Source organism: Segatella oris, assembly GCF_900637655.1.
GTDB lineage: Bacteria > Bacteroidota > Bacteroidia > Bacteroidales > Bacteroidaceae > Prevotella > Prevotella oris.
Map to the genome: position 1 here is coordinate 2,518,960 of NZ_LR134384.1, position 22,857 is coordinate 2,541,816.

General features: G+C 45.5%; 22 protein-coding genes. 12 read left to right on the plus strand and 10 right to left on the minus strand.

Annotated features, from left to right (window positions below):
• Window positions 1-165: 165 nt before the first annotated feature.
• The 5 genes from EL210_RS10560 to EL210_RS10590 all read right to left on the minus strand — a co-directional run bounded on the left by EL210_RS10560 (window position 166) and on the right by EL210_RS10590 (window position 5,507).
• Window positions 166-795: a DUF975 family protein gene (locus EL210_RS10560; RefSeq protein WP_018919535.1), complete on the minus strand. Its 630-nt coding sequence runs from the start codon at window positions 793-795 to the stop codon at window positions 166-168.
• Between the two features lie 82 nt (window positions 796-877).
• The gene (locus EL210_RS10565) at window positions 878-1,894 is read right to left on the minus strand and encodes a branched-chain amino acid aminotransferase (protein ID WP_025879715.1); all 1,017 of its coding nucleotides are present in this window, start codon (window positions 1,892-1,894) and stop codon (window positions 878-880) included.
• Between the two features lie 711 nt (window positions 1,895-2,605).
• A complete protein-coding gene (gene xseB / locus EL210_RS10580; protein ID WP_004371420.1) occupies window positions 2,606-2,803 on the minus strand; it encodes an exodeoxyribonuclease VII small subunit in 198 nt (65 codons plus the stop codon).
• Between the two features lie 5 nt (window positions 2,804-2,808).
• On the minus strand, window positions 2,809-4,101 hold the full coding sequence (gene xseA / locus EL210_RS10585; RefSeq protein WP_018919540.1) for an exodeoxyribonuclease VII large subunit: 1,293 nt from the start codon (window positions 4,099-4,101) through the stop codon (window positions 2,809-2,811).
• Complete coding sequence (locus EL210_RS10590; protein ID WP_025879714.1) at window positions 4,098-5,507, minus strand: S8 family serine peptidase; 1,410 nt, start codon at window positions 5,505-5,507, stop codon at window positions 4,098-4,100. Before EL210_RS10590 ends, xseA begins: the two co-directional genes overlap by 4 nt.
• A 210-nt stretch (window positions 5,508-5,717) precedes the next feature.
• Here EL210_RS10590 and EL210_RS10595 point away from each other — a divergent pair, with 210 nt between their 5' ends.
• A complete protein-coding gene (locus EL210_RS10595) occupies window positions 5,718-7,520 on the plus strand; it encodes a transglutaminase domain-containing protein (protein ID WP_018919542.1) in 1,803 nt (600 codons plus the stop codon).
• A 51-nt stretch (window positions 7,521-7,571) separates the two neighbouring features.
• The gene (locus EL210_RS10600) at window positions 7,572-9,704 is read left to right on the plus strand and encodes a DUF3857 domain-containing protein (protein WP_018919543.1); all 2,133 of its coding nucleotides are present in this window, start codon (window positions 7,572-7,574) and stop codon (window positions 9,702-9,704) included.
• A gap of 450 nt (window positions 9,705-10,154) precedes the next feature.
• Here the strand turns inward: EL210_RS10600 and EL210_RS10605 are convergent, their stop codons facing one another.
• Window positions 10,155-10,445, minus strand: coding sequence for a GNAT family N-acetyltransferase (locus tag EL210_RS10605; RefSeq protein ID WP_018919544.1), 291 nt, complete (start codon window positions 10,443-10,445; stop codon window positions 10,155-10,157).
• Window positions 10,446-10,647: 202 nt separating this feature from the next.
• Between EL210_RS10605 and EL210_RS10610 the strand changes: the two genes are divergently transcribed.
• The 10 genes from EL210_RS10610 to EL210_RS10655 are packed head-to-tail and all read left to right on the plus strand — an operon-like array spanning window position 10,648 to window position 19,016.
• Window positions 10,648-12,033 carry an MATE family efflux transporter gene (locus EL210_RS10610; protein WP_018919545.1) on the plus strand — a complete coding sequence of 462 codons (1,386 nt, stop codon included), beginning with the start codon at window positions 10,648-10,650 and terminating at the stop codon, window positions 12,031-12,033.
• Window positions 12,008-12,631: a cytidylate kinase-like family protein gene (locus EL210_RS10615; protein ID WP_004371432.1), complete on the plus strand. Its 624-nt coding sequence runs from the start codon at window positions 12,008-12,010 to the stop codon at window positions 12,629-12,631. Before EL210_RS10610 ends, EL210_RS10615 begins: the two co-directional genes overlap by 26 nt.
• Window positions 12,628-13,137: a metallophosphoesterase family protein gene (locus EL210_RS10620; RefSeq protein ID WP_004377290.1), complete on the plus strand. Its 510-nt coding sequence runs from the start codon at window positions 12,628-12,630 to the stop codon at window positions 13,135-13,137. The genes EL210_RS10615 and EL210_RS10620 overlap by 4 nt, the downstream gene beginning before the upstream one ends.
• 5 nt (window positions 13,138-13,142) lie before the next feature.
• Window positions 13,143-14,291 (plus strand): dTDP-glucose 4,6-dehydratase, encoded by a 1,149-nt coding sequence (gene rfbB / locus EL210_RS10625; RefSeq protein WP_004377288.1) that lies wholly within the window; start codon window positions 13,143-13,145, stop codon window positions 14,289-14,291.
• Window positions 14,292-14,318: 27 nt separating this feature from the next.
• On the plus strand, window positions 14,319-15,482 hold the full coding sequence (purT, locus tag EL210_RS10630; protein ID WP_018919546.1) for a formate-dependent phosphoribosylglycinamide formyltransferase: 1,164 nt from the start codon (window positions 14,319-14,321) through the stop codon (window positions 15,480-15,482).
• Between the two features lie 7 nt (window positions 15,483-15,489).
• Complete coding sequence (locus EL210_RS10635) at window positions 15,490-15,762, plus strand: hypothetical protein (RefSeq protein ID WP_018919547.1); 273 nt, start codon at window positions 15,490-15,492, stop codon at window positions 15,760-15,762.
• On the plus strand, window positions 15,763-16,173 hold the full coding sequence (locus tag EL210_RS10640) for a sugar 3,4-ketoisomerase (protein WP_018919548.1): 411 nt from the start codon (window positions 15,763-15,765) through the stop codon (window positions 16,171-16,173). It abuts the gene before it with no gap.
• Complete coding sequence (locus tag EL210_RS10645) at window positions 16,161-17,099, plus strand: GNAT family N-acetyltransferase (RefSeq protein ID WP_018919549.1); 939 nt, start codon at window positions 16,161-16,163, stop codon at window positions 17,097-17,099. Before EL210_RS10640 ends, EL210_RS10645 begins: the two co-directional genes overlap by 13 nt.
• Window positions 17,096-18,196 (plus strand): DegT/DnrJ/EryC1/StrS family aminotransferase, encoded by a 1,101-nt coding sequence (locus tag EL210_RS10650; RefSeq protein ID WP_025879712.1) that lies wholly within the window; start codon window positions 17,096-17,098, stop codon window positions 18,194-18,196. Before EL210_RS10645 ends, EL210_RS10650 begins: the two co-directional genes overlap by 4 nt.
• Before the next feature lie 19 nt (window positions 18,197-18,215).
• A complete protein-coding gene (locus EL210_RS10655) occupies window positions 18,216-19,016 on the plus strand; it encodes a TlpA family protein disulfide reductase (protein ID WP_025879711.1) in 801 nt (266 codons plus the stop codon).
• A gap of 524 nt (window positions 19,017-19,540) precedes the next feature.
• On the opposite strand, the gene EL210_RS10660 is transcribed toward EL210_RS10655, so the two are convergent.
• Genes EL210_RS10660 through cdd form a run of 4 tightly spaced genes read right to left on the minus strand, consistent with a single transcriptional unit; the run spans window position 19,541 to window position 22,782 of the window.
• The gene (locus tag EL210_RS10660; protein WP_018919553.1) at window positions 19,541-20,116 is read right to left on the minus strand and encodes a LutC/YkgG family protein; all 576 of its coding nucleotides are present in this window, start codon (window positions 20,114-20,116) and stop codon (window positions 19,541-19,543) included.
• A gap of 19 nt (window positions 20,117-20,135) precedes the next feature.
• A complete protein-coding gene (locus tag EL210_RS10665) occupies window positions 20,136-21,509 on the minus strand; it encodes a lactate utilization protein B (RefSeq protein WP_018919554.1) in 1,374 nt (457 codons plus the stop codon).
• Window positions 21,510-21,534: 25 nt separating this feature from the next.
• Complete coding sequence (locus EL210_RS10670; protein ID WP_004371444.1) at window positions 21,535-22,272, minus strand: (Fe-S)-binding protein; 738 nt, start codon at window positions 22,270-22,272, stop codon at window positions 21,535-21,537.
• 27 nt (window positions 22,273-22,299) lie between these two features.
• A complete protein-coding gene (cdd, locus tag EL210_RS10675; RefSeq protein WP_018919555.1) occupies window positions 22,300-22,782 on the minus strand; it encodes a cytidine deaminase in 483 nt (160 codons plus the stop codon).
• Window positions 22,783-22,857: the final 75 nt, after the last annotated feature.

Consider the following 22,857-nt stretch of genomic DNA (forward strand, 5'->3'; position numbering starts at 1 on the left):
GAAAGTATGATATACACAACTTTCAGAGACATTATCCAAAGGAATACAACCAAATCAAATTGAAAACATGAAACCAAAGGCCAAAGAAAATGGGCACCAAACCCTGAAATCCTTTCATAAACGAAAGGTTTCAACGTTTGATACCCACAAAAAGAATATCTTCGTTTAAGCCTCTTTCACTTCTACTGAAGCCTTCTTCAAGTCCTCATAGAAGTTAACATGAGCCATGCTCATATAGGGAGCAAGCCACAAAAAGCCTATACCGCAAGTCAACAATGAAAGTATTGCCCAACCGATGAAACTCAAATCAAGCATGAAAAGCTCAAGTTTGTGGCCATTCATTATGCGCATACTCTCCTCAATAGCAGCGTTGTTCTTCATCTCTGGATTATCTTTCAAGATGTAAGGTGTCATTGCATACGAATAAGACTTAATGAAACCAGGAATAATTAACAGCAAACACCAGAGGAAAATATAAACATAATACAACAAGGTTGTAGTCAACACTCTTGGGAACAACTCTTTGTTGTAGCCCTCAAACAAGTCTTTTGCTGTTGCCTCTCCACCTCTTACAGCACCAAGGTAAAGTGTCTGATAGCCCCAATATAAAGGAAGTGCCAAGATAGATAGCACTACACCAATGAGATGCAGGATAGCAGGACTGTCCTTATCTCCTAAAAAAGCTTGGGTAATACCAATGATAAGTCCATAAGCTAAGGTAATAAGAACAAAGTTTCCCCATTTGTTTTCCAAGGCACTTAGTGCTCGGTTTTTGTAATTTGTAATACTGTCCATAGTATAAAATAAATTAATTGATGAGTAAATAATTTACATTCGACGGCACAAAGCCATCGAATACGTATTTAGATTTAATTGTTTATCCGATCACAACCGTGGTCCAACCATGTTTATCCTCTATCGTTCCATACTGTATTCCACGCAGGGTTTCATAGAGTTTCGTAGACCATGGTCCCGGCTTTTCACCGAAGCTATACACCTTACCCGTATCCATATCGTCGAGATGAGATATTGGAGAAATGACAGCAGCCGTTCCACAAGCGCCTGCCTCCTCAAAAGTTTCAAGCTCATCCTCGGGGATTGGCCGGCGTTCAACTTTCATTCCAAGGTCTTCGGCAATCTGCATCAAGCTCTTGTTGGTTATTGAAGGCAGGATTGAAGTACTCTTTGGAGTAACATAAGTATTGTTTTTGATACCGAAGAAGTTGGCTGCACCGCACTCATCTACATACTTCTTTTCCCTTGCATCCAAATAGAATTCACTGGCATATCCCTTTTCATGCGCAATAGAATTGGCCTTCAAGCTGGCTGCATAGTTGCCCCCCACCTTGTATTTACCTGTACCCAAAGGTGCCGAACGGTCGTAATCACGAATAATGACATAGGGGTTCGCAGAGAAACCACCTTTGAAATACGGGCCAACCGGCGTCACAAAAATCAGGAACATGTATTCCTTTGCCGGGTGAACACCAACTTGTGCGCCCGTTCCTAAAAGCAAAGGACGCACATAAAGCGTGGCCCCACTCTCATAAGTAGGGATATATTCCTGATTAAGACGCACGACTTTCTTCACCATCTCAACGAAAAGGTCGGTTGGAACCTCGGGCATCAGAATGCCACGGCAGGTACTTTGCAAACGCGCTGCATTCTCTTCAACACGAAAAACACGCACTTTCCCATCGGGACAACGGTAAGCTTTCAATCCTTCAAAGGCTTCCTGACCATAGTGAAGGCATGTAGCTGCCATGTGTAATTTAATGTATTCATCAGAGCAAACCTCTATTTCGCCCCACTTTCCGTTGCGATAACAGCAGCGAACATTGTAGTCGGTTGGCATATAACCAAAGGACAAATTAGACCAATCCAAGTCTTTCATAACATCATTCATTAAATGTTCTACGTTTTAATCAAATGCAAAATTACGAATAAAAACGCGCATGAGCAACTATTTCCCCTTTGAACTTTACGCTTCCGCGGTCTATGCTTATCGCACAAAGCACCGTTAAACCCCGAATAAAAACATTCATCATTACATGGAGAACCACAATGAACCTCATCATCTCCATTTCGTAAACCTTGAATTTCAAAGTCATCAACGGCTCATCAGCAATAACTGCCTGCCTCAAAAGACAAAAGTCACTTGTAAACTTATTTCAAACAAGATTTGCATTCGCCTCTCAAATTGATTATCTTTGCTGTAGGGAAAGTGTGCAGATGCTTTCCCTTTTTTCATGCCTAAACGCAACCAAGAACATAAAAAGCCTGAAAGTGCCGGCTAAGTCATATGAAATCAGCATTCAACATGCGTCAGATCAGCCTGTGAAATGCGTCAGATTGCAAGCTTATATAACTTGAATGGCACGGCAACATGACGCTAATCAGCAGACTAAAAGCTGCAAAACAAAAAGCGAACAAAATGATTTTGTCCGCTTTTCTGAGTTTTTTCTTAAAATTTATTAATGAGAACAAGCCCCTGACAACATGCTGAAAGACACCGCCATTACGTCCTTTAGAGCACATCTCCACACTTATATTGCCAAACTTAGCCATGCTCCACGTATTGCAGTTTACATGTCAAGAACATGCATTATCCCTCTTTTCCCAAGATCTTCTTGATTTCGTTATCAGTTTTCGTGAGTTTATCTTTGCAGAGTTTTATCAGCTTTTGTGCCCTCTTCAACTGTTCTCCCATGACGTCAATATCAAGTTCATCGTTCTCCATCTGCTCCACGATATGCTCCAACTGCCGAAGAGCTTCCTCATACTTAAATTCATCCTTTGCCATACGCTTTATTTAATGATTGAAGTTACTGTTCCTTTTTCAAGTCTCGTCACGATTTCATCGCCCGGTTTCAACTGCGATTTATCCTTCACAACATGCCCATTCAACGTTGTCATGCTATAGCCACGTCGCAACAACAAGGCTGGATCGAGCGCCTTGGCACGCTGTGAAAGCAGGTCAAGCCGATAGTGCTCACGCATCAGCCTGCGCTCCATGCTCGGCTTTATACGTTGTGCAAGGCCGTCAAGCAGGCGATTCTCCTGCGCCAAACGCGTTTGAATGGCCGTCGAAATACTGATAAAAATGCGGTCAAGCCGTGCCTCCTGCCGCCCTTTATACAATGAAAAGAGCATAGGAATCTTCTCTCCGAGATGCTGCAGACGTGCTTTTTCCATTTCCATTCGATGCTGAATGGTGGATAAAAGTTCGTTTTGTGCATCAAGAACTCGCTCATAAACACGCTCCAAATGGTCTACCAAGAAAGCAGCAGCAGCCGTAGGAGTCTTCACTCGTGTGTGAGAAACCATGTCAAGTACCGACTCATCGCGGTCGTGTCCAATGCCTGTGATAATGGGAAGTGGGAAGTTTGCCACGTTCTCGGCTAACGAAAGGGTGTCAAATCCGCTCATATCGCTCGTGGCTCCACCGCCCCGAATGATGACAACCACATCGAAATCATCGACATTACTATTAATTTCATTCAGCGCTGCAATCACACTTTGTTCCACGCCTTCACCCTGCATGACTGCTGAAAACAGGCGAGTATGGAACTGCAGACCATAGGAATTGTCGGCCAACTGATTGCAGAAATCACCATAACCGGCTGCATTGGCACTCGAAATCACGGCTATGCGTTGCGCAAAAAGTGGCATTTTGAGTTCTTTCTGCAAATCGAAAACACCCTCAGCTTTCAGTTGATTGACGATCTCCAAACGCTTGCGAGCCATGTCACCCATTGTGAATTCAGGATTGATATCGGTCACAATCCATGAAAACCCATAGGCTTCGTGGAAGTCGGGATATACTTTCAGCAACACTTTCAGCCCCGAACGAAGAGATTGTCCGGTAACTTTTTCAAACTTAGGAGAAAGCAATTGCCACTTGTTCTTCCAGCATTTGGCCGATGCCTTGGCTATCGGCGTGTTGCTGAACAGGTCTTTCTGTATCAGTTCCATGTAGCAATGGCCACGCACTTCGCGCAGTTCTGAGAGTTCAGTCTCAACCCAATACTCGTCATGCAACGTAGTTGAGATGACTTCTCGCACGAGATTGTTCAGTTCATAGAGTGACAATGCTTTCATTTCCGACCAATATTATAGGCTTTCCAAAAGTCTGGAATGCCGTAACCATAGATATTATTTGGCGTCGTTACATTGTTTCCGCTCGATATAACAAGGTCGATAATCTCACGGGCAGTCTTGTTTGGCAGCGCCTGCCATAGACAAGCTACCATACCGGCAACAAGTGGTGCGGAGAAGGATGTGCCCATTTCGTCAACAATAGTACCCCGACCGGAGATGACAGATGTAGGACTTCCATAGGCCATCACATCTGGTTTGATACGTCCATCCTGCGTAGGGCCGACTCCACAGAAGGCTGCATTGATGCCCAACGGCGTAACAGCACCCACCGTGATGATGTCTTTTGCATCGGCAGGAAAGTTGATTTTCTTCCAGGTTCCCATGCCGTCATTGCCTGCACTGTTGACTAAGACAATGCCTTTCGAGGCCAACATGGAAGCCGTTCGCGAGATAAGCGTCGACAATCCGTCCATTTCGGCATAACGATGATTGGTCGATGCGTCGTCAAAATCATGATAGCCAAGCGACGAATTGATGATATCAACGCCCACAGAGTCGGCATATTCCACAGCTTCTGCCCAGTAATCTTCTTCTGCAACGCTTTCTGTTTGCCTGTCTTCACAGCGTATCAACAGGTAAGAAGCATCGGGAGCAGTGCCTACAAAGACACCGGGAAGGTCGGTTGCCATCGTGGAAAAGACCATAGTTCCATGCTCTACTTCCGAGAAAATGCTCTTCGAACGAGGCACGACAAAGTCATTCTGTCCCACAATTCTGCACTTCTGCAAGCATGGAATGCGGTCAACATTCATGAAACCTGCATCAAGCACGGCTATCATCTTGCTCTTTCCACGATATCCGGCAGCGTGCATCTTGATGCCATTCAACGACTGTATCTGTTCCTTGGTGACTCCATAACGGTTGCTTTCTGCAATGGTATCCCAACTATTGAATTCCTTTTTGAAATTCACTCTGACTGAACTTCCAATGGAATCGGGCGAAGAAAACGTGCGAAGAACACTCTTCACAAAAGGCAATTTCAATAATCCGTACACCTTACCAGGATTGCTGCAACGCACAAGTACGGTGTTATTCCATTTGCTTTTGCCTACGATGCAGAGATCTTTCGAGGCAGCAATGGCATTCAGATAAACGTCATTAACAGGCAGATCGGTGGAGTCGATAGCGATATGCTGCCGTTTTCGCCGTTCAATGGCACGTGGCGAAAGGTATTCAGACGGGGCACTAAGCGAATATCGCGAATGGGCTTTATCTTTCAATGTCACCCGAAACATGTAGCATTTTCCCCCGGGATAAGATATCATCTCGGTGCTGTTCACTCCTGCAATGGCGGAAACCATGCAGCAGAGAAACATAAACATGGACAGAATTAGCGTTTTGCGCATCAACACTTCACTTCTTTTTCAGGCTTACAAAAGTAATATTTTATCTTGAAAACGCGAAGAAAAACGACTTAAAACGACCTTTATTGAAAAATAGTTACACATGAAAGTACAATGGAAAAAGATTTTAACTATCTTTGCAATTGAAATGCCTTTCAATAGCATTCGATTTATTTTTATACATAACTCAACATGAATTGCCATACAACACAAATGCGCTTATGGGCCGGAACCATTCTTCTGACCTTGTTTCCTACCTTCTCTCATGCCCAGAAATGGGACGATAAGGTTATCATTTCACAATGCAATGAGCAATATCTCATGACATTTGACCATGAAAAGCCTATTGTCAAGAACACAAAGAAAATCATCTACGAGTCTAATTCGGCCATAACGGTGACCCCGGAAACCGCAGTCTTCTACGGCGAATACATCACTTTAGACGATGTTTCGGGTCGAGGAGCGAAGCTATACAAGAACATTACGCCCGAAAATGTATTCTATGACGACACCAAAGCGTGTATCATCAGGGGATATATCGACAAAAAAGGCGAAACCTGTAAAGCCTCCTTTGAACGTACTTTCAAGGATCCGAAGTACTTCTGTCGCGTATATCTGCTTGAAAACTACTTCGTTCGAAACAAGACACTGACGATAACCATTCCCAAACAACTGTCAAATTATCGCATCAAAGAAATGAATTTCAAGGGCTTCGGCATTGAGTCGAGCCACAAAACAACTTCAGAAGGCGAAGTATATAGCTATACTTTGCACAATACTGACCGCATGAAAGAAGACAAGATGATGCCTCCTGCATCGAATGTCTACCCTTATCTGCTCATCATAGGTTCGTTCCCGGATGTCAATGCACTTTATTCCTGGTCGAAAGAAATGGCAGATGTGGACTGCACGATACCCGATTTAAAGGCTTTGTTGCAGGAAATCAATGCACAGAGCAAAACAGATGAAGACCGCATCAGCAACACTTACCACTGGATTCAAGACCATATTCGCTACGTTGCCTTTGAAGCTGGCATCGCAGGACACCGTCCGGATACACCCAAAGAGGTGCTCCGCAAACGCTATGGTGACTGTAAAGGCATGGCCTTATTGCTGAAGACACTGCTCAAAGCACAAGGTTTCGATGCCCGACTCACCGATATCGGAACCAACGAAATACCTTTCAAGATGAGCGAAGTGCCTACACTTGGCAGTGCCAACCACGTTATCTGCACCCTTTTCCATAAAGGAAAAACATTCTATATTGATGCCACCTGCAATCACATTCCCTATACCTATACACCGCAACACATACAGGGTTCGGAGGCAATGATAGAGAATGGAGACAAACCTTTGCTGCAGATTGTGCCCCAACAGAAGGCTGATGCCTCAATAGACAGCCTCGCCTACCAATACCACTTGCAGGGTGATGCACTCGCAGGGAAAGCTACCTACCAGCTTCGGGGCGACATGAAAGAGTGGTTCATGAGCATTATTGATGACGCAGGCAATAAGAACAGCGATGACATTCTGGCCAACAACCTCAATGCCGACACGCATAACATGACCGTCAGTGACGTGAAATGGACAGATCAGGATGCCCGACATGAATGGGCACGCTTTACGGGAAACGTTGTCAACAAGCCTGCCGTGCAACAGATGGACGGTGAAATCTACATCGAACTCAACCCACACAACAACCTTTTCGACAATAGGATAGATACTACCGGACGTAGTAACGACTATTATTTCCCCGTGCGTTGCAACATTGTCCGCCAGGCTTCACTGCTTATTCCCACGGGTTATAAGGTGGATTATCTGCCCCCTTCGGCCAAATTCTCTACGCCCGAAGGTATCCTCACGTGTCATTTCAGCCGAAAAGGAAACACTATTATCTTCCACCAAAAGATGCAAATCAACCATCGGCGCATTCCTCTTGCCAACATTCCGAAATGGAATGAAGCCGTAAGTAAATGGAAAGACGCCTGCAACGAACAAGTGGTGCTGAAGAAATAGCATAGAGAATGCAGAACAAGAAAATACTAACAAATAAACAAACCTACACTTATGAAGAAACTATTTACACTGCTGCTGTTGGCCGTCATAGCACTGCCGGCATTGGCTTTTGACGACAACGATTATCAAAAATTCGTCAAAGAAGTAAAACAAGACGTATGGGGAAGAAATCTTCCGCAGTTCAACAACCGCACAATCCCTGCCCAATACAAGAATGAATCGGCCGTAATTCTGGCACGCTATGAGGAATTAACCGTCGACTTAAGCAAGAAGTTCAACGTCTTCGCCCTTGGAAATCTGAAGCAGAACACGGCTGTTTATCTCAAACGTTACCTCATTAAAATCAATGACAAGGCTGCTCTTGACAAGTTTTCCACGTTTGATTTCCGCACATATGACCGCTCATTCAACGAATTTATGCTGCGCGAAGACCACCGAACCGTGCTCGGTGTGCGCGTCATCAAAGCCAATGGAACCGTCAAAGAAGTGAGCAGTGACGAATATCAAGATGATAACGAAGGCAAGAAAGGACAGGAAAAGCGTGCCAAATTAGCCGTACCCGACCTGCAGGTTGGCGACCTGATAGACTACTTCACCTATGACTTTGACGTGATTAAAGAGGATAATCTTGATCCAACGCTATTCATTTTCCGTGCCGACTACCCGATACTTGACTATCAAATTCATTGTGCCATCGACAAGAAACTCTGTACACAATACCGCACCATGAACGGTGCACCGGACTTCAAGTCGGGTCAGAATGGAGACAACATCACCTTGGATGCACATGTGAAAAACATAGACAAGACATTGCCGGATTATGCCTTTAATCCTATTGCACAGGCCCCTTTCACCTTATTATATGTGACGAACACCAACGTCGGACTGTACTATACACCCGAGAGTGCAAAGCAGAAAGGACTGCAGGCCAACCCTGATGCCAAGGTCATTCAAAAGGATGCATGGCAGCCCTGGTCTGACTATAAACTGAAATGGACGCTTTACAAAAAGCTGAACAAAGTGGTAAAAGATGCCAAGAAGCTTAAAACTGACGAGGAAAAAGCCGACTATGTATATAATTATATGGTGATGCAGACGCTGCTTTTCAAGCGTCCTTACGAAAATGCCTATAACTTTTCAACGCTCTTTCCAAGCATTCTTGACCGTCTGAAAGTGGAATATGGACGCGGCATCACAACCAGTTTGTACAATGAACCGCTTGATCAGCTCATCAATTACAGCGATGCAACGCGTTTCATCATACTCAAGAACGGCAAGTGTTACTTCCCTTTGAAGCAGTCTGTGGGTGCAAATATCATTCCGTCAATCTATCAGAACCGAGATGCCTTGCGTACCGATAAGCCTAAAAAGTTTGCAAAAGGCCCATTCACATCATTCAAAATTGCCGGCAGCGATGCTTCAGACAACATAGAAACAGTAGACATAGACGCGGCAATCGACGGTGGAATGATGAATATCCGACGCCAGAATACAATGTCGGGTTGCGAGAAAGAAGATATCATTCCAATATATACTACGGCCGACGAACTCGTCAAGGCGTGGGGTAAGCCCTATGAATTTACAACCTTTTCCGATGCTTACAGCTATAAGGAAAGCGAAGCAAAAGCACGGGCTGCAGAGCGTGCAGAGCAGGATAAAAAAGACATTCCGGAGAACTTCGCCAAGGAGATTAAGGCTTATCATGACAAGGCTCCCGTGAAAATCAACGGCACGAAAGTGCTTAACTTCGGTGAAAACAACTTGCCATTCTCCTATACTGTGGACTATCAAATGGACGGATTGGTGAAGAAAGCGGGTCGAAACATCGTGGTTTCCGTAGGACAATTGTTCGGACAACAGACCCACATAGAGGGCAAAGCACGTAAACGTGACATGGATTTGATTTACGATTATCCTCGCTCCTACAGTGTTACGCTCAATCTCAACATTCCTTCGGGCTACTCAGTTGCACAGGAAAGCCTTCAAAAACTCAACAACCACATCGACAACGAGGCTGTAAGATTGACGACGAAAGCCGAGATAAGCGACGGGAAACTCGTCATCATCTTCCAGAAAGTGTATAAGCAGCAGCGTGTTCCTGTCGCAAAATGGGAGCAAGTTCTTAGCATGCTCGACCGTGCCTACGAGTTTACGAGCCAGCAAATCATCCTGAAAAAGAAGTAAAGAAAAGTCTTTCCAACCTTTGCTTTGCCCTGTCTTTTGCATTCATCTGTTGAGAATGAACGCGTCAAGGCAAAGCAAAGGCAAGGAAAAGACCTTTATATTTATTTAACAAAATACTCAAAATATCTGACAAAACAAATTCTCTTGTCGTATCATTTCTAAGATATGGCTTTCTTTTTTGCATCATATCATCGGGCAACTCAAGCCATATCACCTTGCAATCTGACGCATTTCACGCGCTGATTTGATGCAGATGAGATGCTGATTTCATATGACTTTATCCGCATTTTCAGTCTTTTCACATCTCTTGTTGTGCTTAGGCATGAAAAAAGGGAAAGCTTCTGCACGCCTTCCCTACGGCAAAGATAATCAATTTCAGAGGCGAATGCAAATCTGCAATGAATTTAGTTTACAATTCTCACAGTGCACAACACCTTCTAATATCTTATCTCACTTCTCGGCATTCACGTCATCATAGCTGCTGTGACGGGCAAACTGAACAGCCACATACGGACAAATGGCGCGGATTTTCTTCTTTTCATGTCGGGCAAAAGCCACGGACGCATCAAGCAGTGCACGTGCAATGCCACGCCCTTCAAAGGCTTTCTCGACCACGGTATGCGTGATACCAAAACACTGTTTGTCATCCCATTCATAATCAAGATGACCGATTTCAACTCCGTTTTCAACCGCAACGAAACGGCCACCTGCTGTTTGTTCTTCTTGTTTTATCTGCATCATTGTTTGCTTTGAGTGACACTTAACCTATTCATCTCCATGAGAGCAAAATGCTTGCCAACTTCTTCTGCATGACGGTCTGACAGAAGTCATCGCGCAGATAACGGCTGATGAAAGACTTAGTCCTGTCTCATGTACGCCTTTTTCCTTGTTTTTCCTCTTATTAAATAAGGTGGAAATCAAAATAATTTCGTATTTTTGCATCATGGATAATAAAGAAGCTACACTGAAATTAGGTACGGAACCCGTTGGAAAACTATTGCTGCAATATGCTATGCCGGCGATAGTTGCCATGTCAGCAGCGTCGCTTTACAATATTGTTGACAGCATTTTCATCGGTCAGGGCGTTGGTCCGTTGGCCATTTCAGGCCTTGCCATCACGTTCCCTTTCATGAACCTGTCAAGTGCTTTCGGTGCAGCTGTAGGCGTAGGAGCGTCAACACTCATCTCCGTGAAACTCGGACAAAAGGACTACAAGACTGCCGAAAACATCTTGGGGAACACGGTTACGCTGAACCTGATCATTGGAATAGCCTTCTCCGTAGTGTCACTTTTATTCCTTGACCCTATCTTGAAGTTCTTCGGAGCAAGTGAAGCCACACTGCCTTATGCCCGCGACTACATGCTGATTATATTGATCGGAAATGTCTTTTCGCATATGTATTTCGGCATGAATGCCGTGCTTCGTGCTGCCAGCAAACCGAAACAAGCCATGTATGCCACGATTTTCACGGTCGTAATGAACACGCTTCTCGATTATATCTTCATCATGCAGTTTGGTTGGGGCATACAAGGGGCAGCCTATGCCACGGTGCTTGCCCAAGTGATGGCACTCATGTGGCAACTCCATCTCTTTAACAACAAGAAAGAACTGCTGCATTTTGAGCGCGGAACTTTCGGGCTTCGGAAGGATTTAGTGAAGAATATCATCAGCATTGGCATATCGCCTTTCGCCATGAACGCATGTGCCTGCATGATTGTTATCTTTATCAATCAGCAGCTCGTTCGCTATGGCAGCGACCTTGATGTGGGTGCCTATGGCATTGCAAACAAGGTTTCTTTCGTCTTCTTGATGTTCGTCTTAGGCATCAATCAGGGCATGCAACCAATTGTAGGTTATAACTATGGCTCGCAACAATTAGACAGAATGATTCGTGTTGTGAAGCTTTCTATCATGTCAGCAACATTGGTTGTGATCATAGGTTGGCTCATCGGAATGTTTGCCCCCTATTATTGTGCACGGGCATTCACCAAAGATGCCACGCTCATTCAATTGGGCATGAAAGCCATTCGGTTAAGCATGATGCTCTATCCCGTGATTGGAAGTCAGATGGTTACTGCGTTTTTCTTCCAGAGTATCGGTAAAGTGAAGGTCAGTATCTTCCTTTCTTTGTCGCGACAACTCATCTTCTTACTGCCGGGTCTGATTATATTTCCACTCTTTGCAGGCGTAGATGGCGTATGGTATGCCATGCCGTTCTCTGACGGGTTCGCAGCAATTATCGCGGCACTGATGTTGATAAGCTATATGAAAAAATTCAAGAAACAACATAAAGAAATACGACATGGAAAACAAGAAAATGATTATTAACATAGGAAGACAGATAGGTAGCGGTGGAAGAATAATCGCCAAGCAACTTGCAAAAGACCTGAATTGCACGTTCTATGACCGAGAACTGCTCAACTTGGCAGCCAAAGAAAGCGGCTTCAGCGAGAAGTTCTTCGAACAGAATGACGAGCGAAAGGGATTTCTTCATTCGTTGTTGCATGTCAATGTGCCGCTGATGGGCGAGAATAACTTCTATAAGAACGACTTCTCTCAAGAGGGACTGTATCAGTTTCAGAGTGATGCCATCACCAAAGCTGCCCGTGAAGGCAACTGTGTTTTCGTGGGAAGAACGGCCGATTACGTGCTGCGTGACTTTCCAAATACGGTGAACATCTTTATCACGGCATCGTTTGAAGAACGCATCAAGCGCGTTTGTGAGCGTCAGCAACTTACGGCTGATGAAGCCATGAAATACATCAATGCGCGCGAAGAAGCCCGTTCTACCTATTATAATTACTATACAGGCAAGCGTTGGGGAGCTGCCGAGAGCTATGATCTCTGCGTAAGCAGCAGCATCTTAGGCCTTGATGAAACCGCAACTTTCATCACTTCATTCATTAAAAAGCGTTTTGAGAAATGACAAAAGTAGGCATCATCAGTGACACACACGCCTATTGGGACGACAAATATGAACTGTATCTCGGTGAATGCGACGAGATATGGCATGCCGGTGACATTGGATCTGTAGAACTGGCCGACCGCTTTGAAGCCATGAAACCTGTCTTTCGGGCAGTCTACGGCAATTGCGATGGCTATGATCTTCGGGCACGTTATCGCGAAATTCTGCGCTTCAAATGTGAAGATATCGATGTAATGATGAAACATATCGGGGGCTATCCCGGACATTACGACCGTTCGATTGCACCGAAACTCTTGGCTTCTCCGCCCGATCTATTTATCTCGGGGCATTCCCATATCCTTAAGATTATGCCCGATAAAAGCCTCAACCTGCTCCACATTAACCCCGGAGCAGCCGGTATGCAGGGTTGGCATAAGGAGCGGACATTAGTTCGTTTAACCATAGAAAGCAATAAATTCACGGATTGCGAAGTTATAACATTAGGACAGAAACAAACAAAATTATAAACAATATGAAGACATATCTCGTGACTGGTGCCGCTGGTTTCATCGGCGCAAACTACATTAAGTATCTCCTTCACCGTAAGTATAAGGAGCAAGACATAAGGGTTATCATTCTTGATGCACTCACTTATGCAGGCAATCTCGGTACTATCAAGGACGACATTGACGGTAAACGCTGCATATTCGTTAAGGGAGACATCCGCGACCGCAAGCTTGTTGACCGCCTGTTTGCTGAAAACGACATCGATTATCTCGTCAATTTTGCAGCTGAAAGCCATGTAGACCGCAGCATAGAAGACCCTCAATTGTTCTTAAGTGTAAACATCTTGGGCACTCAGAACCTACTCGATGCAGCCCGCAGAGCATGGGTTACGGGCAAAGATGCCCAAGGTTATCCCACATGGAAACCAGGGAAACGCTATCATCAGGTGTCAACCGATGAGGTTTATGGCAGTCTTGGCGCTGAAGGTTACTTCACTGAAAAGACTCCTTTGTGTCCACATAGCCCCTATAGTGCCAGCAAAACAAGTGCAGATATGTTTGTTATGGCCTATCATGACACCTATCATATGCCGACAACTATCACCCGTTGTTCCAACAACTACGGCCCTTATCACTTCCCGGAAAAGCTGATTCCACTCATCATCAATAATATTCTGGAAGGCAAGAAGCTTCCTGTGTATGGCGAAGGACTCAATGTTCGCGACTGGCTTTACGTGGAAGACCATTGTAAGGCGATAGACTTAGTGGTGCGTGAAGGTCGTGAAGGGGAGGTTTACAACGTCGGCGGACACAACGAAATGACCAACATTGACATCGTAAAGCTTACGATTAAGACCATACATGACATGATGGAAGCCGACAAGAGCCTACGTTCCGTGCTCAAGAAGAAAGTAGAAGACGCACAAGGAGACCTTGATATCAGCTGGATTAACAACGACTTAATCACTCATGTGACTGACCGTCTCGGCCATGATAAGCGATATGCCATCGATCCTACAAAGATAAAGGAAGAGCTTGGCTGGTATCCTGAGACTAAATTTGCCGATGGTATCGTGAAAACTATCAAGTGGAACCTCGACAACCAGCAATGGATTGAAGAGGTGACCAGCGGAGATTACCAGAAATACTACGCCGAAATGTACGGTAACAGATAACCATTTAATTGATAATATCCCCCAACCATGACAAAGAAAATCATGCTTTTGGGCTCCGGAGAGCTTGGAAAAGAGTTTACGATTGCAGCAAAACGCGCAGGACTTCATGTCATTGCATGTGACCGTTACAATGATGCGCCGGCCATGCAAGTGGCAGATGAGCGCGAAGTTTTCAGCATGTTAGACGGTGATGCCCTTGCCGCTGCGGTCGAAAAGCACCGTCCCGACATCATCGTTCCAGAGATAGAAGCTATCAGAACAGAGCGACTTTTCGACTTTGAAAAGCAAGGTATCCAAGTCGTTCCCTCTGCCCGGGCAGTCAACTTCACGATGAACAGGCGCGCCATTCGTGACCTTGCATCGCGCGAATTAGGGCTTCGGACGGCCAAATACTTCTATGCCAAGACCTTTGAAGATTTCAAACGGGCTGCCGATGAAATAGGTTTTCCATGCGTGGTGAAACCATTAATGAGTTCAAGTGGACACGGACAAAGCTACGTTCACAATGATGATGAACTGCAGGCTGCCTTTCATGAGGCCATGGAAGAGGGGCGAGGAGACGTTAAAGAGGTTATCATTGAAGAGTTTATCGACTTCGATTCCGAATTCACCTTGCTCACTGTAACCCAAAAGAACACACCAACCATCTTCTGTCCTCCTATCGGTCACGTGCAAAAAGGAGGTGACTATCGTGAGAGTTGGCAGCCTTATTGCATCACAGAAGAGGCCTTGAAGCAGGCGCAACACATGGCAGATGAAGTCACAAAATCACTGTCAGGATATGGCCTTTGGGGTGTAGAATTCTTCATGACCAAGCAGGGGGAAGTCATCTTTTCAGAACTAAGTCCACGGCCACATGACACGGGCATGGTCACCTTGGGACACACTATAAACCTCAATGAGTTTGAACTTCACCTGCGTGCCATTATGGGTTGGCCCATTCCTGCTATCCACTTAGAGCACAACGGCTGTTCAGCTGTCGTTCTCGCCAAAGAGAATGCAGACCATGAACCTACATTTGACCTCATGGAAGCACTGAAAGAAGACCGTACCCGCGTTCGAATATTCGGCAAACCAGACCAGCATAAGGGTCGCAGAATGGGCGTTGTGCTGTGCTATGGCAGTCTTGATGCCGACATGAATGCCCTCCGTGAGAAGGCAAAACGCTTGGCAGCAACCATTATCAAATAAGGGAAACGTGGAAAAGGAAAATCATATTGACACCATTACCAAGTTTCTTGAAGACCTCAGGAAACTTGGTGAACAGCTTTCATACATTCAAGAAGAGCAGAAAAACCTACTTGCCCGCATGCTGAATCTCAAGCAACAAGAAGGCACCGAGACGCAGGAATATGCTCAACTTGCAGGCAGAAGCAAAGATCTTCAAGCACAGATTGACAAATATCGTCCTATCTATGAAGAGCGCATGGCATGGATTAAAGATATCAAGAAGAAAAGAAAGAAAAGATAGATGCAATCATTAGGAAAGCTTATTGACCTGCCGAAGATTATCGATCCGCGTGGAAATCTGACGGTTGCACAGCAATATGCGCAAGTGCCTTTCGGCATACAACGCGTTTATTGGACTTACGATGTGCCCTCAGGTGAAAGCCGTGGCGGTCATGCTCACCGCCATTGCCGTGAGTTTGTCATTGCCGTCAGCGGCAGTTTCGATGTAAGCCTCGACAACGGACAAGCCAAAAAGACCTATCATCTCAATCATCCTTATCAGGGACTACTCATCGAAACTGACATCTGGCGCACGCTTGAAGACTTCTCTTCGGGTGCAGTATGCTTGGTATTAGCCGAAGATGAATTCGACGAAACAGACTATATATACGACTATCACCAATTTCTTGACCACTTGAAATGTTTGAAATAAAGCCTTATCTCCCTGAATTGAAGTCCGAATGGGACGCTTTTATTTCTGCGTCAAAGAACGGATTGTTTCTCTTTTACAGGGATTATATGGACTATCATCACGACCGTTTCCCCGACCATTCGCTGCTCATTTACAGACGAAACAAACTCTATGCACTCCTGCCGGCTAATCAAAAAGGAAACATTCTCTACTCACATCAAGGGCTTACTTTCGGCGGATTGATTGTCAATCAGCATTTCACGACAGCCGAAGCTGTCACGGTTTTGCAGCTCATGAATGCCTATCTGCACAACGAAGGCCTACAGAAAGTTGTCTACAAAGCCATTCCCTGGCTCTATCATCAGCAACCTTCAGAAGAAGATCTCTATGCGATTTACCGCACAACCAAAGCCCGATTGGTTGCCCGCGACATAGCAACCGTTGTCAAGATTGATGCACCATTGCCCTGCTACCAAATAAGAAAAAGTGGGATAAAAAAAGCAAATCAAAATGGTATTACGGTTGAAGAGAGCAACCGTTGGACTGATTTCTGGCACATATTGACCACAAATCTACAAACCAAATATCATGTCCGGCCCGTGCACACGCTAACTGAAATCGAAATGCTTAAAGCCAGATTTCCAAACAACATCCGTCTTTTCACAGCACAACTGAACGGCAAAATGCTGGGCGGAACCGTTGTTTATGAATATGGAAATGTGGCACATACGCAGTATATTTCGGCCTCTCTGGAAGGAAAGAAGCTACATGCACTCGACCTGCTTTTCGACAAATTAATCCATGAAACCTATCGCAACAAGGCATGGTTTGATTTTGGAAAATCCACCGAACAGCAGGGAACAATCCTCAACGAAAGCCTGATTTATCAGAAAGAAAGCTTTGGCGGACGCGCCGTCTGCTATGATTGGTACGAATGGGACGTATGAAAATAGACTATCTCAACCTACAACGCATCACGCAACAACACGCTTCTGAAATTCATGAAGCCGTGGAGAAAGTCGTCAACAGTGGCTGGTATCTGCAAGGAGAGGCCACAAACGACTTTGAAACCTCCTATGCGAAATATATTGGGACGCAGCATTGCATCGGCTGTGGCAACGGACTCGATGCGCTGACACTCATCTTCAGAGCCTACAAAGTACTTGGAAAACTACACGAAGGTGACGAGGTTATCGTACCGGCCAACACCTATATAGCCTCCATTCTCTCACTCACTGAAAACCGTCTGAAGCCTATTTTAGTGGAGCCTGATGTCTTTCTGCAACTCGATGCTACGCGCATTGAAACTGCCATCACACCGAAGACGCGCGCTGTTCTGCTTGTACATCTCTACGGAACATGCGCTATGAACGACCTCATCAACGACATCTGCCACCGCCACTCGTTGCTGCTTATCGAGGATAATGCCCAAGGTCATGGCCTGATATGGCATGGAAAGCGAACCGGAAGTATAGGAGATGCCGCTGCCCACAGCTTTTATCCGGGCAAAAATCTCGGTGCTTTGGGCGATGCAGGTGCCGTGACTACCGACGACGAAACACTTGCTATGACCATTCGTTCTCTCGGCAATTATGGCAGCAGTCGCAAATATGTATTCCCCTATCAAGGCCTCAACAGCCGCTTGGATGAAGTGCAGGCAGCCGTCTTGAAAGTAAAACTGAAATATCTTGATGACGACAACCAACGCCGCCAAACCATTGCCGAGCGCTATGATGAAGGACTGAACCAGGGGAGCATAAAGCTTGTTCGACCCGATAACTCCGTGTATCACATCTATCCTATTCTTTGCGAAAGACGCGATGAACTGCAGGAATATCTCACTTCGAAAGGCATAGGAACGATGATCCACTACCCTATCCCACCTCATCAGCAAGCTTGCTATCCTGAATGGAACAGCCTACATCTGCCCCTCACCGAACACATTGCGCAGACCGAACTGAGCCTGCCGTGCCACCCTGCCATGACCGATGAAGAGGTGGAAACGGTCATACAGACGATTAATCATTGGTCGGAAACATATTAAGAACATAAAACAAAAAGCCATGAAGTATTCATCTTACAAAACAATCTTTGTCCCATTGCTGTTGCTTTTCCTGCTTTTTGCACCAAAGACATGGGCACAGGAAAACCAGAAACAAGTGCCGGGACTCCTCATCAACCACCATTTCTTCGCAAAAGAGATGCCTATGCAGGAGATATTCAGCGTTCAGAAAGGCTTCCAACGCCTTGATGATGGCGAGCAACACTCCGTTCTCCGCGTACTCGTTCCTGCCGATTTCGTCATTCCCAAGGCATGGAAGAAATATGAAATCGCACGGAAAAACGTTGTCAATGCCGACAAGTTTGAAGCCGGTGCACGCCTTTTCGATGAAATGGCAGCGGCAACTCACAGCGGAGATAAACAGCTGACAGCACCCAAGATAGGCCAGAAACTGCCAGGAACATTCACACTTCACGACATCAATGGTGGCACATGGACACAGGATTCACTGCAAGGCCACGTGACGGTCATCAATGTTTGGTATTCAGGATGTGGCCCCTGCCGCAAAGAAATGCCTGAACTCTCTACATGGAAAGAACGCTTTCCACAGGTAACTTTCCTTTCGGCAGACTTTGAAAAGCCTGAAAAAGTCAGGCAGATTACGGAAAAATGCAATTTCAACTGGACGCACTTGGCCAACGACAACTACTTCACGAAATGGGTAGGTGGCCGAGGTTATCCGATGACACTTGTCTTGACAACCGACGGAACCCTGCAATATATGGTCAACGGCACCAATGAAGACATCCGCAAAGAGATTATCAAAGCCATAGAGAAGCAAGTGGATGCGAGCAAGAAATAACTGTCAAAAAACTTGACAAAAGCCTTCTGAAAACGGGCCTATTTTCAAACGAGCAAGCCGCTCAACGGAAATACGCCCGTTTTTCGGCTCTTTAAGTAAGTTAATGATTATCAGATGATTAAACCATCTGTTTGAGTTTACAGCACAAAATCACAGGAGTTTGATTTGCAATTTGCGTCAAATCACCTTGCAATCTGCATCAAAACACACCACAAAGTGGCCCATCTTACAGGGCAAAACAAGTCAAACAGCAGGCTGACATGACGCTGATTGACAAATATGAGCACCGAGAAACCATGGTCAGAGGAAGCAAAATGTAAGAAAAAGAGCTTCAGAATGCAATTTCTTTTCCTATTTCATCAAACTCAAAGAGGGGCTTTTTTCAAGAATAACCTTTACAAAACAGCTTTCAGGAAAAGGGAGAAAAGAAGAAAGATTGCTGCTCATGCGCGGATATTTCAAGCAGAAACAGCAGCCGAAATAAAACCACAACACGCATGAGAAGCAATGAGGGAAAACGGAATTCAACCCACAAGGATGACCGTAACGGAACGAGCAGCCTGCGCACCCATGACAAGTGCCTGCTCAATGTCGGCCGTCTTGCTGGGCCCACTGATGAAAGTGCCAAAGCCATAATCAGTCATCTGTATCTTCTGATAGGCCTGGTGCATGTTGTCAACCACTTGTTTTCGGTCGAGAATGATTACAAGATGCTCTGAAATAAAGCACACAGCCTTCTCTCTCATCACTTGAGGCACCCATACACATGCGTTTTCTGCCACGCCAATTTCACCCTTGACGACTCCTACATCGGTGCCGTTGAGTTCGCTTGCTTCGGCGACTGTGTCGGGATTTCGTTGGGCATTGATGCCCGGAAGATTGCTTGCAATGACCCTTGCATCGGGATAAGCCTTGTTGATCAGTGTGTTCAAATCATCTGTCGGCTTTGCTTCGACAACGCTTCCACCCACAGATTGAGTCATTTCTATAAACTGTTTGACCGTGTCGGGATAGGTAATGCCATTGATATTCATGTCAGGCATATCGTATTGCTCACGCGTATTGGCACGCAATCTATCGAGAAATTCTTTCTTTTCCATACTTGCAAATTACATGGTTTCACTTCACCTCACCCTCTTTCCACAGCTGATGGAATGACTTTTCGGCAAATTCGGGCTTCGCATGACCTATTCCCCATGGATTAATTCGGCTGAAATGCGTCAATCGTTCGGGGATAAGATTGGCCAAAGGAGCAAACTTCAAGGTCGTCTGATAAAGCGTCGGAGCCTCAAAGAGCGCCTCCATGCCCTTCGACATTGTCTTCTTCAGCGGGTCAGCCTTGCCTATACTGTCGAGCATCTGACGCCAAACATAAATCTGACTGCCCGGTGCTACCTCGGCTGGACACACGTTATCGCAACTCAAACAGAGCGAACAGGCACTCACATTACCCGCATGTTTTCGGGCATCATGCAGCATACCGAGGTTCACCCCGATAGGTCCCGGGATGAAATAACTGTAGCTGTAGCCGCCACTTCGACGGTAAACGGGGCACGTGTTCATGCAGGCTCCACAGCGGATACACTTCAATGTTTCCCAATGTTCAGGGTTTCCGAGTATCTTACTGCGTCCGTTGTCAACCAAAACCACGTGCATTTCGCCTCCCGGACGGGCCTGACGAAAATGCGAAGTATAGGTAGTTGTGGGCTGACCTGTACCGCAACGGCAGAGCAAACGCTGGAAGACAGCCAATGAAGCATAGTCGGGAACGAGCTTTTCAATGCCCATTGAGACAATATGCAGCTTCGGGATAGAGGTTGTCATGTCGGCATTTCCCTCATTGGTACACACCACAATATCACCCGTCTTGGCTACACCGAAGTTGCAACCCGTCATACCTGCGTCGGCTTCTACAAACTCCTCACGCAGATGATGACGTGCACATCGGGTGAGATATGTAGGGTCATAGTTTCCTTTCTCTTGCGAAATGCCCTTTTCTTCAAACATTCTTCCCACTTCTTCACGCGTCAGATGAATGGCCGGCATCACGATATGACTCGGCTTCTGACCAAGAAGTTGGATGATACGCTCACCTAAATCGGTCTCAACAACATCTATTCCACGGTCGATGAGATAGGGATTCATCTGGCATTCTTCAGTGAGCATCGACTTTGATTTCACCATTTTCTTCACGCCATGCGACTTGAGTATATCATACACTATGGCGTTGAATTCATCGGCATCATTGGCCCAATGCACGATGACTCCACGACTCTCGAGGTTGGAAGTAAAGGCTTCAAGATAGTCGGCAAGGTGGGTTATGGTGTGCCGTTTGATGTCACTTGCATGTTGACGCAGGTCTTCCCATTCAGGCAATTGGTGGGCTACGGCATCATGTTTCATGCGAACTGACCAGAAAGTCTGGTCATGCCATGTCGTTTTCTCGCGGTTCTTATTGAATATGGCTGCCTTCTTTGCATGTTCTGTGCTCATAGATTTCCTTTCCTTTTATGCTACATTAAAGTCCGGCAGCCAGTATTTGGGCCACATGAACGAATTTTATGGGTTTCTTTTCACGCTTGGCAATGCCCGCCATATGCATCAGACAACTGCTGTCGGGGCCTGTAACAAACTCGGCACCTGTGGCAATATGGCGGTCAATCTTATCTTCTCCCATGCGTATAGAGACTGCAGTTTCCTCCACAGAGAACATACCTCCGAAGCCACAACACTCGTCTTTACGCTCCGGTTCTTTTACAGTGATGTCCTTTAAAAGCTTCAACAAGTCGATAATCTTATTGTAAGGAGGAATGTTTCGCTCGGAAGGAGCAGACAAACCAAGTTCTCTTACGCCGTGACAACTGTTATGTACGCTCACCACATGGGGGAAACTACCCGGCAAAGAGGTGATTTTGAGCACGTCATGCAGGAACTCTACGATGTCCATTATCTTCTTTGAAGACAGGCATTCGTGCTCTCCTTTCAGCAAACGAGGGTAATATATCTTCACATATGCAGCGCATGAAGCCGATGGTGCAACGATATAATCGAAGTCACGGAACAGCTCATCAAACTTTCTGGCCAATGGTTTTGACATGCCTTCAAAGCCTGCATTCCCCATAGGTTGACCGCAACAAGTCTGCTTCTCCGGATAACTGACGTCGATTCCAAAGTGCTTTAACAGCTTGTATGTAGCAATCCCAGCCTCCGGGTACAGTGCATCCACATAACAAGGAACAAACAATCCAACTTTCATAATGGTTTTGTAAATATATAATGTGCGCTATTTTCTCATGTTTTCATCAACAAACGCAAAGGGCAGAAGGTCTTTTACACTTTTCAAAATATATACACCTGATGTGCCATAAAGCAACACACGGACATTCTGTTTGTAGCGATCTTCCATTTCAAGCATCACTTGTCGGCATGCTCCACAGGGCGTAATAGGATCTGACAGAAACCCTTTTTCGTTGTGGGCAACGATAGCTAAGGCATCAATAGCCTGCTCGGGATAATGCGACTGGGCGGCAAATATGGCTGAACGCTCGGCACATAAGCCCGAAGGAAAGGCCGCATTCTCCTGGTTTGCACCGATAACAACGCGCCCATCATGCAGCCTCAAAGCCGCACCAACATGGAAATGACTATAGTTGGCATAGCTGTTCTTCACAGCAGCCTTGGCACTTTCAATGAGATTTAGGTCCTGTTCGCTCAATTCATCAAGTTGACAGAAATCATAACCTATTTCTATCTTCAATTTCTTCATGATGCTTTTATCTTGTTTTATTCTATTTACAAAGATACAAATTAATCCGAAGTAACCACGTATTCATGCCATTTT

What these genes read in the sequence shown, in the direction of transcription:
- EL210_RS10670 (WP_004371444.1), bottom strand. Translation starts at nt 22,272, where the DNA reads ATGAAAGTTGGATTGTTTGTTCCTTGTTATGTGGATGCACTGTACCCG.
- xseA (WP_018919540.1), bottom strand. Translation starts at nt 4,101, where the DNA reads ATGAAAGCATTGTCACTCTATGAACTGAACAATCTCGTGCGAGAAGTC.
- EL210_RS10665 (WP_018919554.1), bottom strand. Translation starts at nt 21,509, where the DNA reads ATGAGCACAGAACATGCAAAGAAGGCAGCCATATTCAATAAGAACCGC.
- EL210_RS10655 (WP_025879711.1), top strand. Translation starts at nt 18,216, where the DNA reads ATGAAGTATTCATCTTACAAAACAATCTTTGTCCCATTGCTGTTGCTT.
- cdd (WP_018919555.1), bottom strand. Translation starts at nt 22,782, where the DNA reads ATGAAGAAATTGAAGATAGAAATAGGTTATGATTTCTGTCAACTTGAT.
- EL210_RS10650 (WP_025879712.1), top strand. Translation starts at nt 17,096, where the DNA reads ATGAAAATAGACTATCTCAACCTACAACGCATCACGCAACAACACGCT.
- EL210_RS10595 (WP_018919542.1), top strand. Translation starts at nt 5,718, where the DNA reads ATGCGCTTATGGGCCGGAACCATTCTTCTGACCTTGTTTCCTACCTTC.
- rfbB (WP_004377288.1), top strand. Translation starts at nt 13,143, where the DNA reads ATGAAGACATATCTCGTGACTGGTGCCGCTGGTTTCATCGGCGCAAAC.
- EL210_RS10660 (WP_018919553.1), bottom strand. Translation starts at nt 20,116, where the DNA reads ATGGAAAAGAAAGAATTTCTCGATAGATTGCGTGCCAATACGCGTGAG.
- EL210_RS10645 (WP_018919549.1), top strand. Translation starts at nt 16,161, where the DNA reads ATGTTTGAAATAAAGCCTTATCTCCCTGAATTGAAGTCCGAATGGGAC.
- EL210_RS10605 (WP_018919544.1), bottom strand. Translation starts at nt 10,445, where the DNA reads ATGATGCAGATAAAACAAGAAGAACAAACAGCAGGTGGCCGTTTCGTT.
- EL210_RS10610 (WP_018919545.1), top strand. Translation starts at nt 10,648, where the DNA reads ATGGATAATAAAGAAGCTACACTGAAATTAGGTACGGAACCCGTTGGA.
- EL210_RS10640 (WP_018919548.1), top strand. Translation starts at nt 15,763, where the DNA reads ATGCAATCATTAGGAAAGCTTATTGACCTGCCGAAGATTATCGATCCG.
- purT (WP_018919546.1), top strand. Translation starts at nt 14,319, where the DNA reads ATGACAAAGAAAATCATGCTTTTGGGCTCCGGAGAGCTTGGAAAAGAG.
- EL210_RS10560 (WP_018919535.1), bottom strand. Translation starts at nt 795, where the DNA reads ATGGACAGTATTACAAATTACAAAAACCGAGCACTAAGTGCCTTGGAA.
- xseB (WP_004371420.1), bottom strand. Translation starts at nt 2,803, where the DNA reads ATGGCAAAGGATGAATTTAAGTATGAGGAAGCTCTTCGGCAGTTGGAG.
- EL210_RS10565 (WP_025879715.1), bottom strand. Translation starts at nt 1,894, where the DNA reads ATGAAAGACTTGGATTGGTCTAATTTGTCCTTTGGTTATATGCCAACC.
- EL210_RS10620 (WP_004377290.1), top strand. Translation starts at nt 12,628, where the DNA reads ATGACAAAAGTAGGCATCATCAGTGACACACACGCCTATTGGGACGAC.
- EL210_RS10615 (WP_004371432.1), top strand. Translation starts at nt 12,008, where the DNA reads ATGGAAAACAAGAAAATGATTATTAACATAGGAAGACAGATAGGTAGC.
- EL210_RS10590 (WP_025879714.1), bottom strand. Translation starts at nt 5,507, where the DNA reads ATGCGCAAAACGCTAATTCTGTCCATGTTTATGTTTCTCTGCTGCATG.
- EL210_RS10600 (WP_018919543.1), top strand. Translation starts at nt 7,572, where the DNA reads ATGAAGAAACTATTTACACTGCTGCTGTTGGCCGTCATAGCACTGCCG.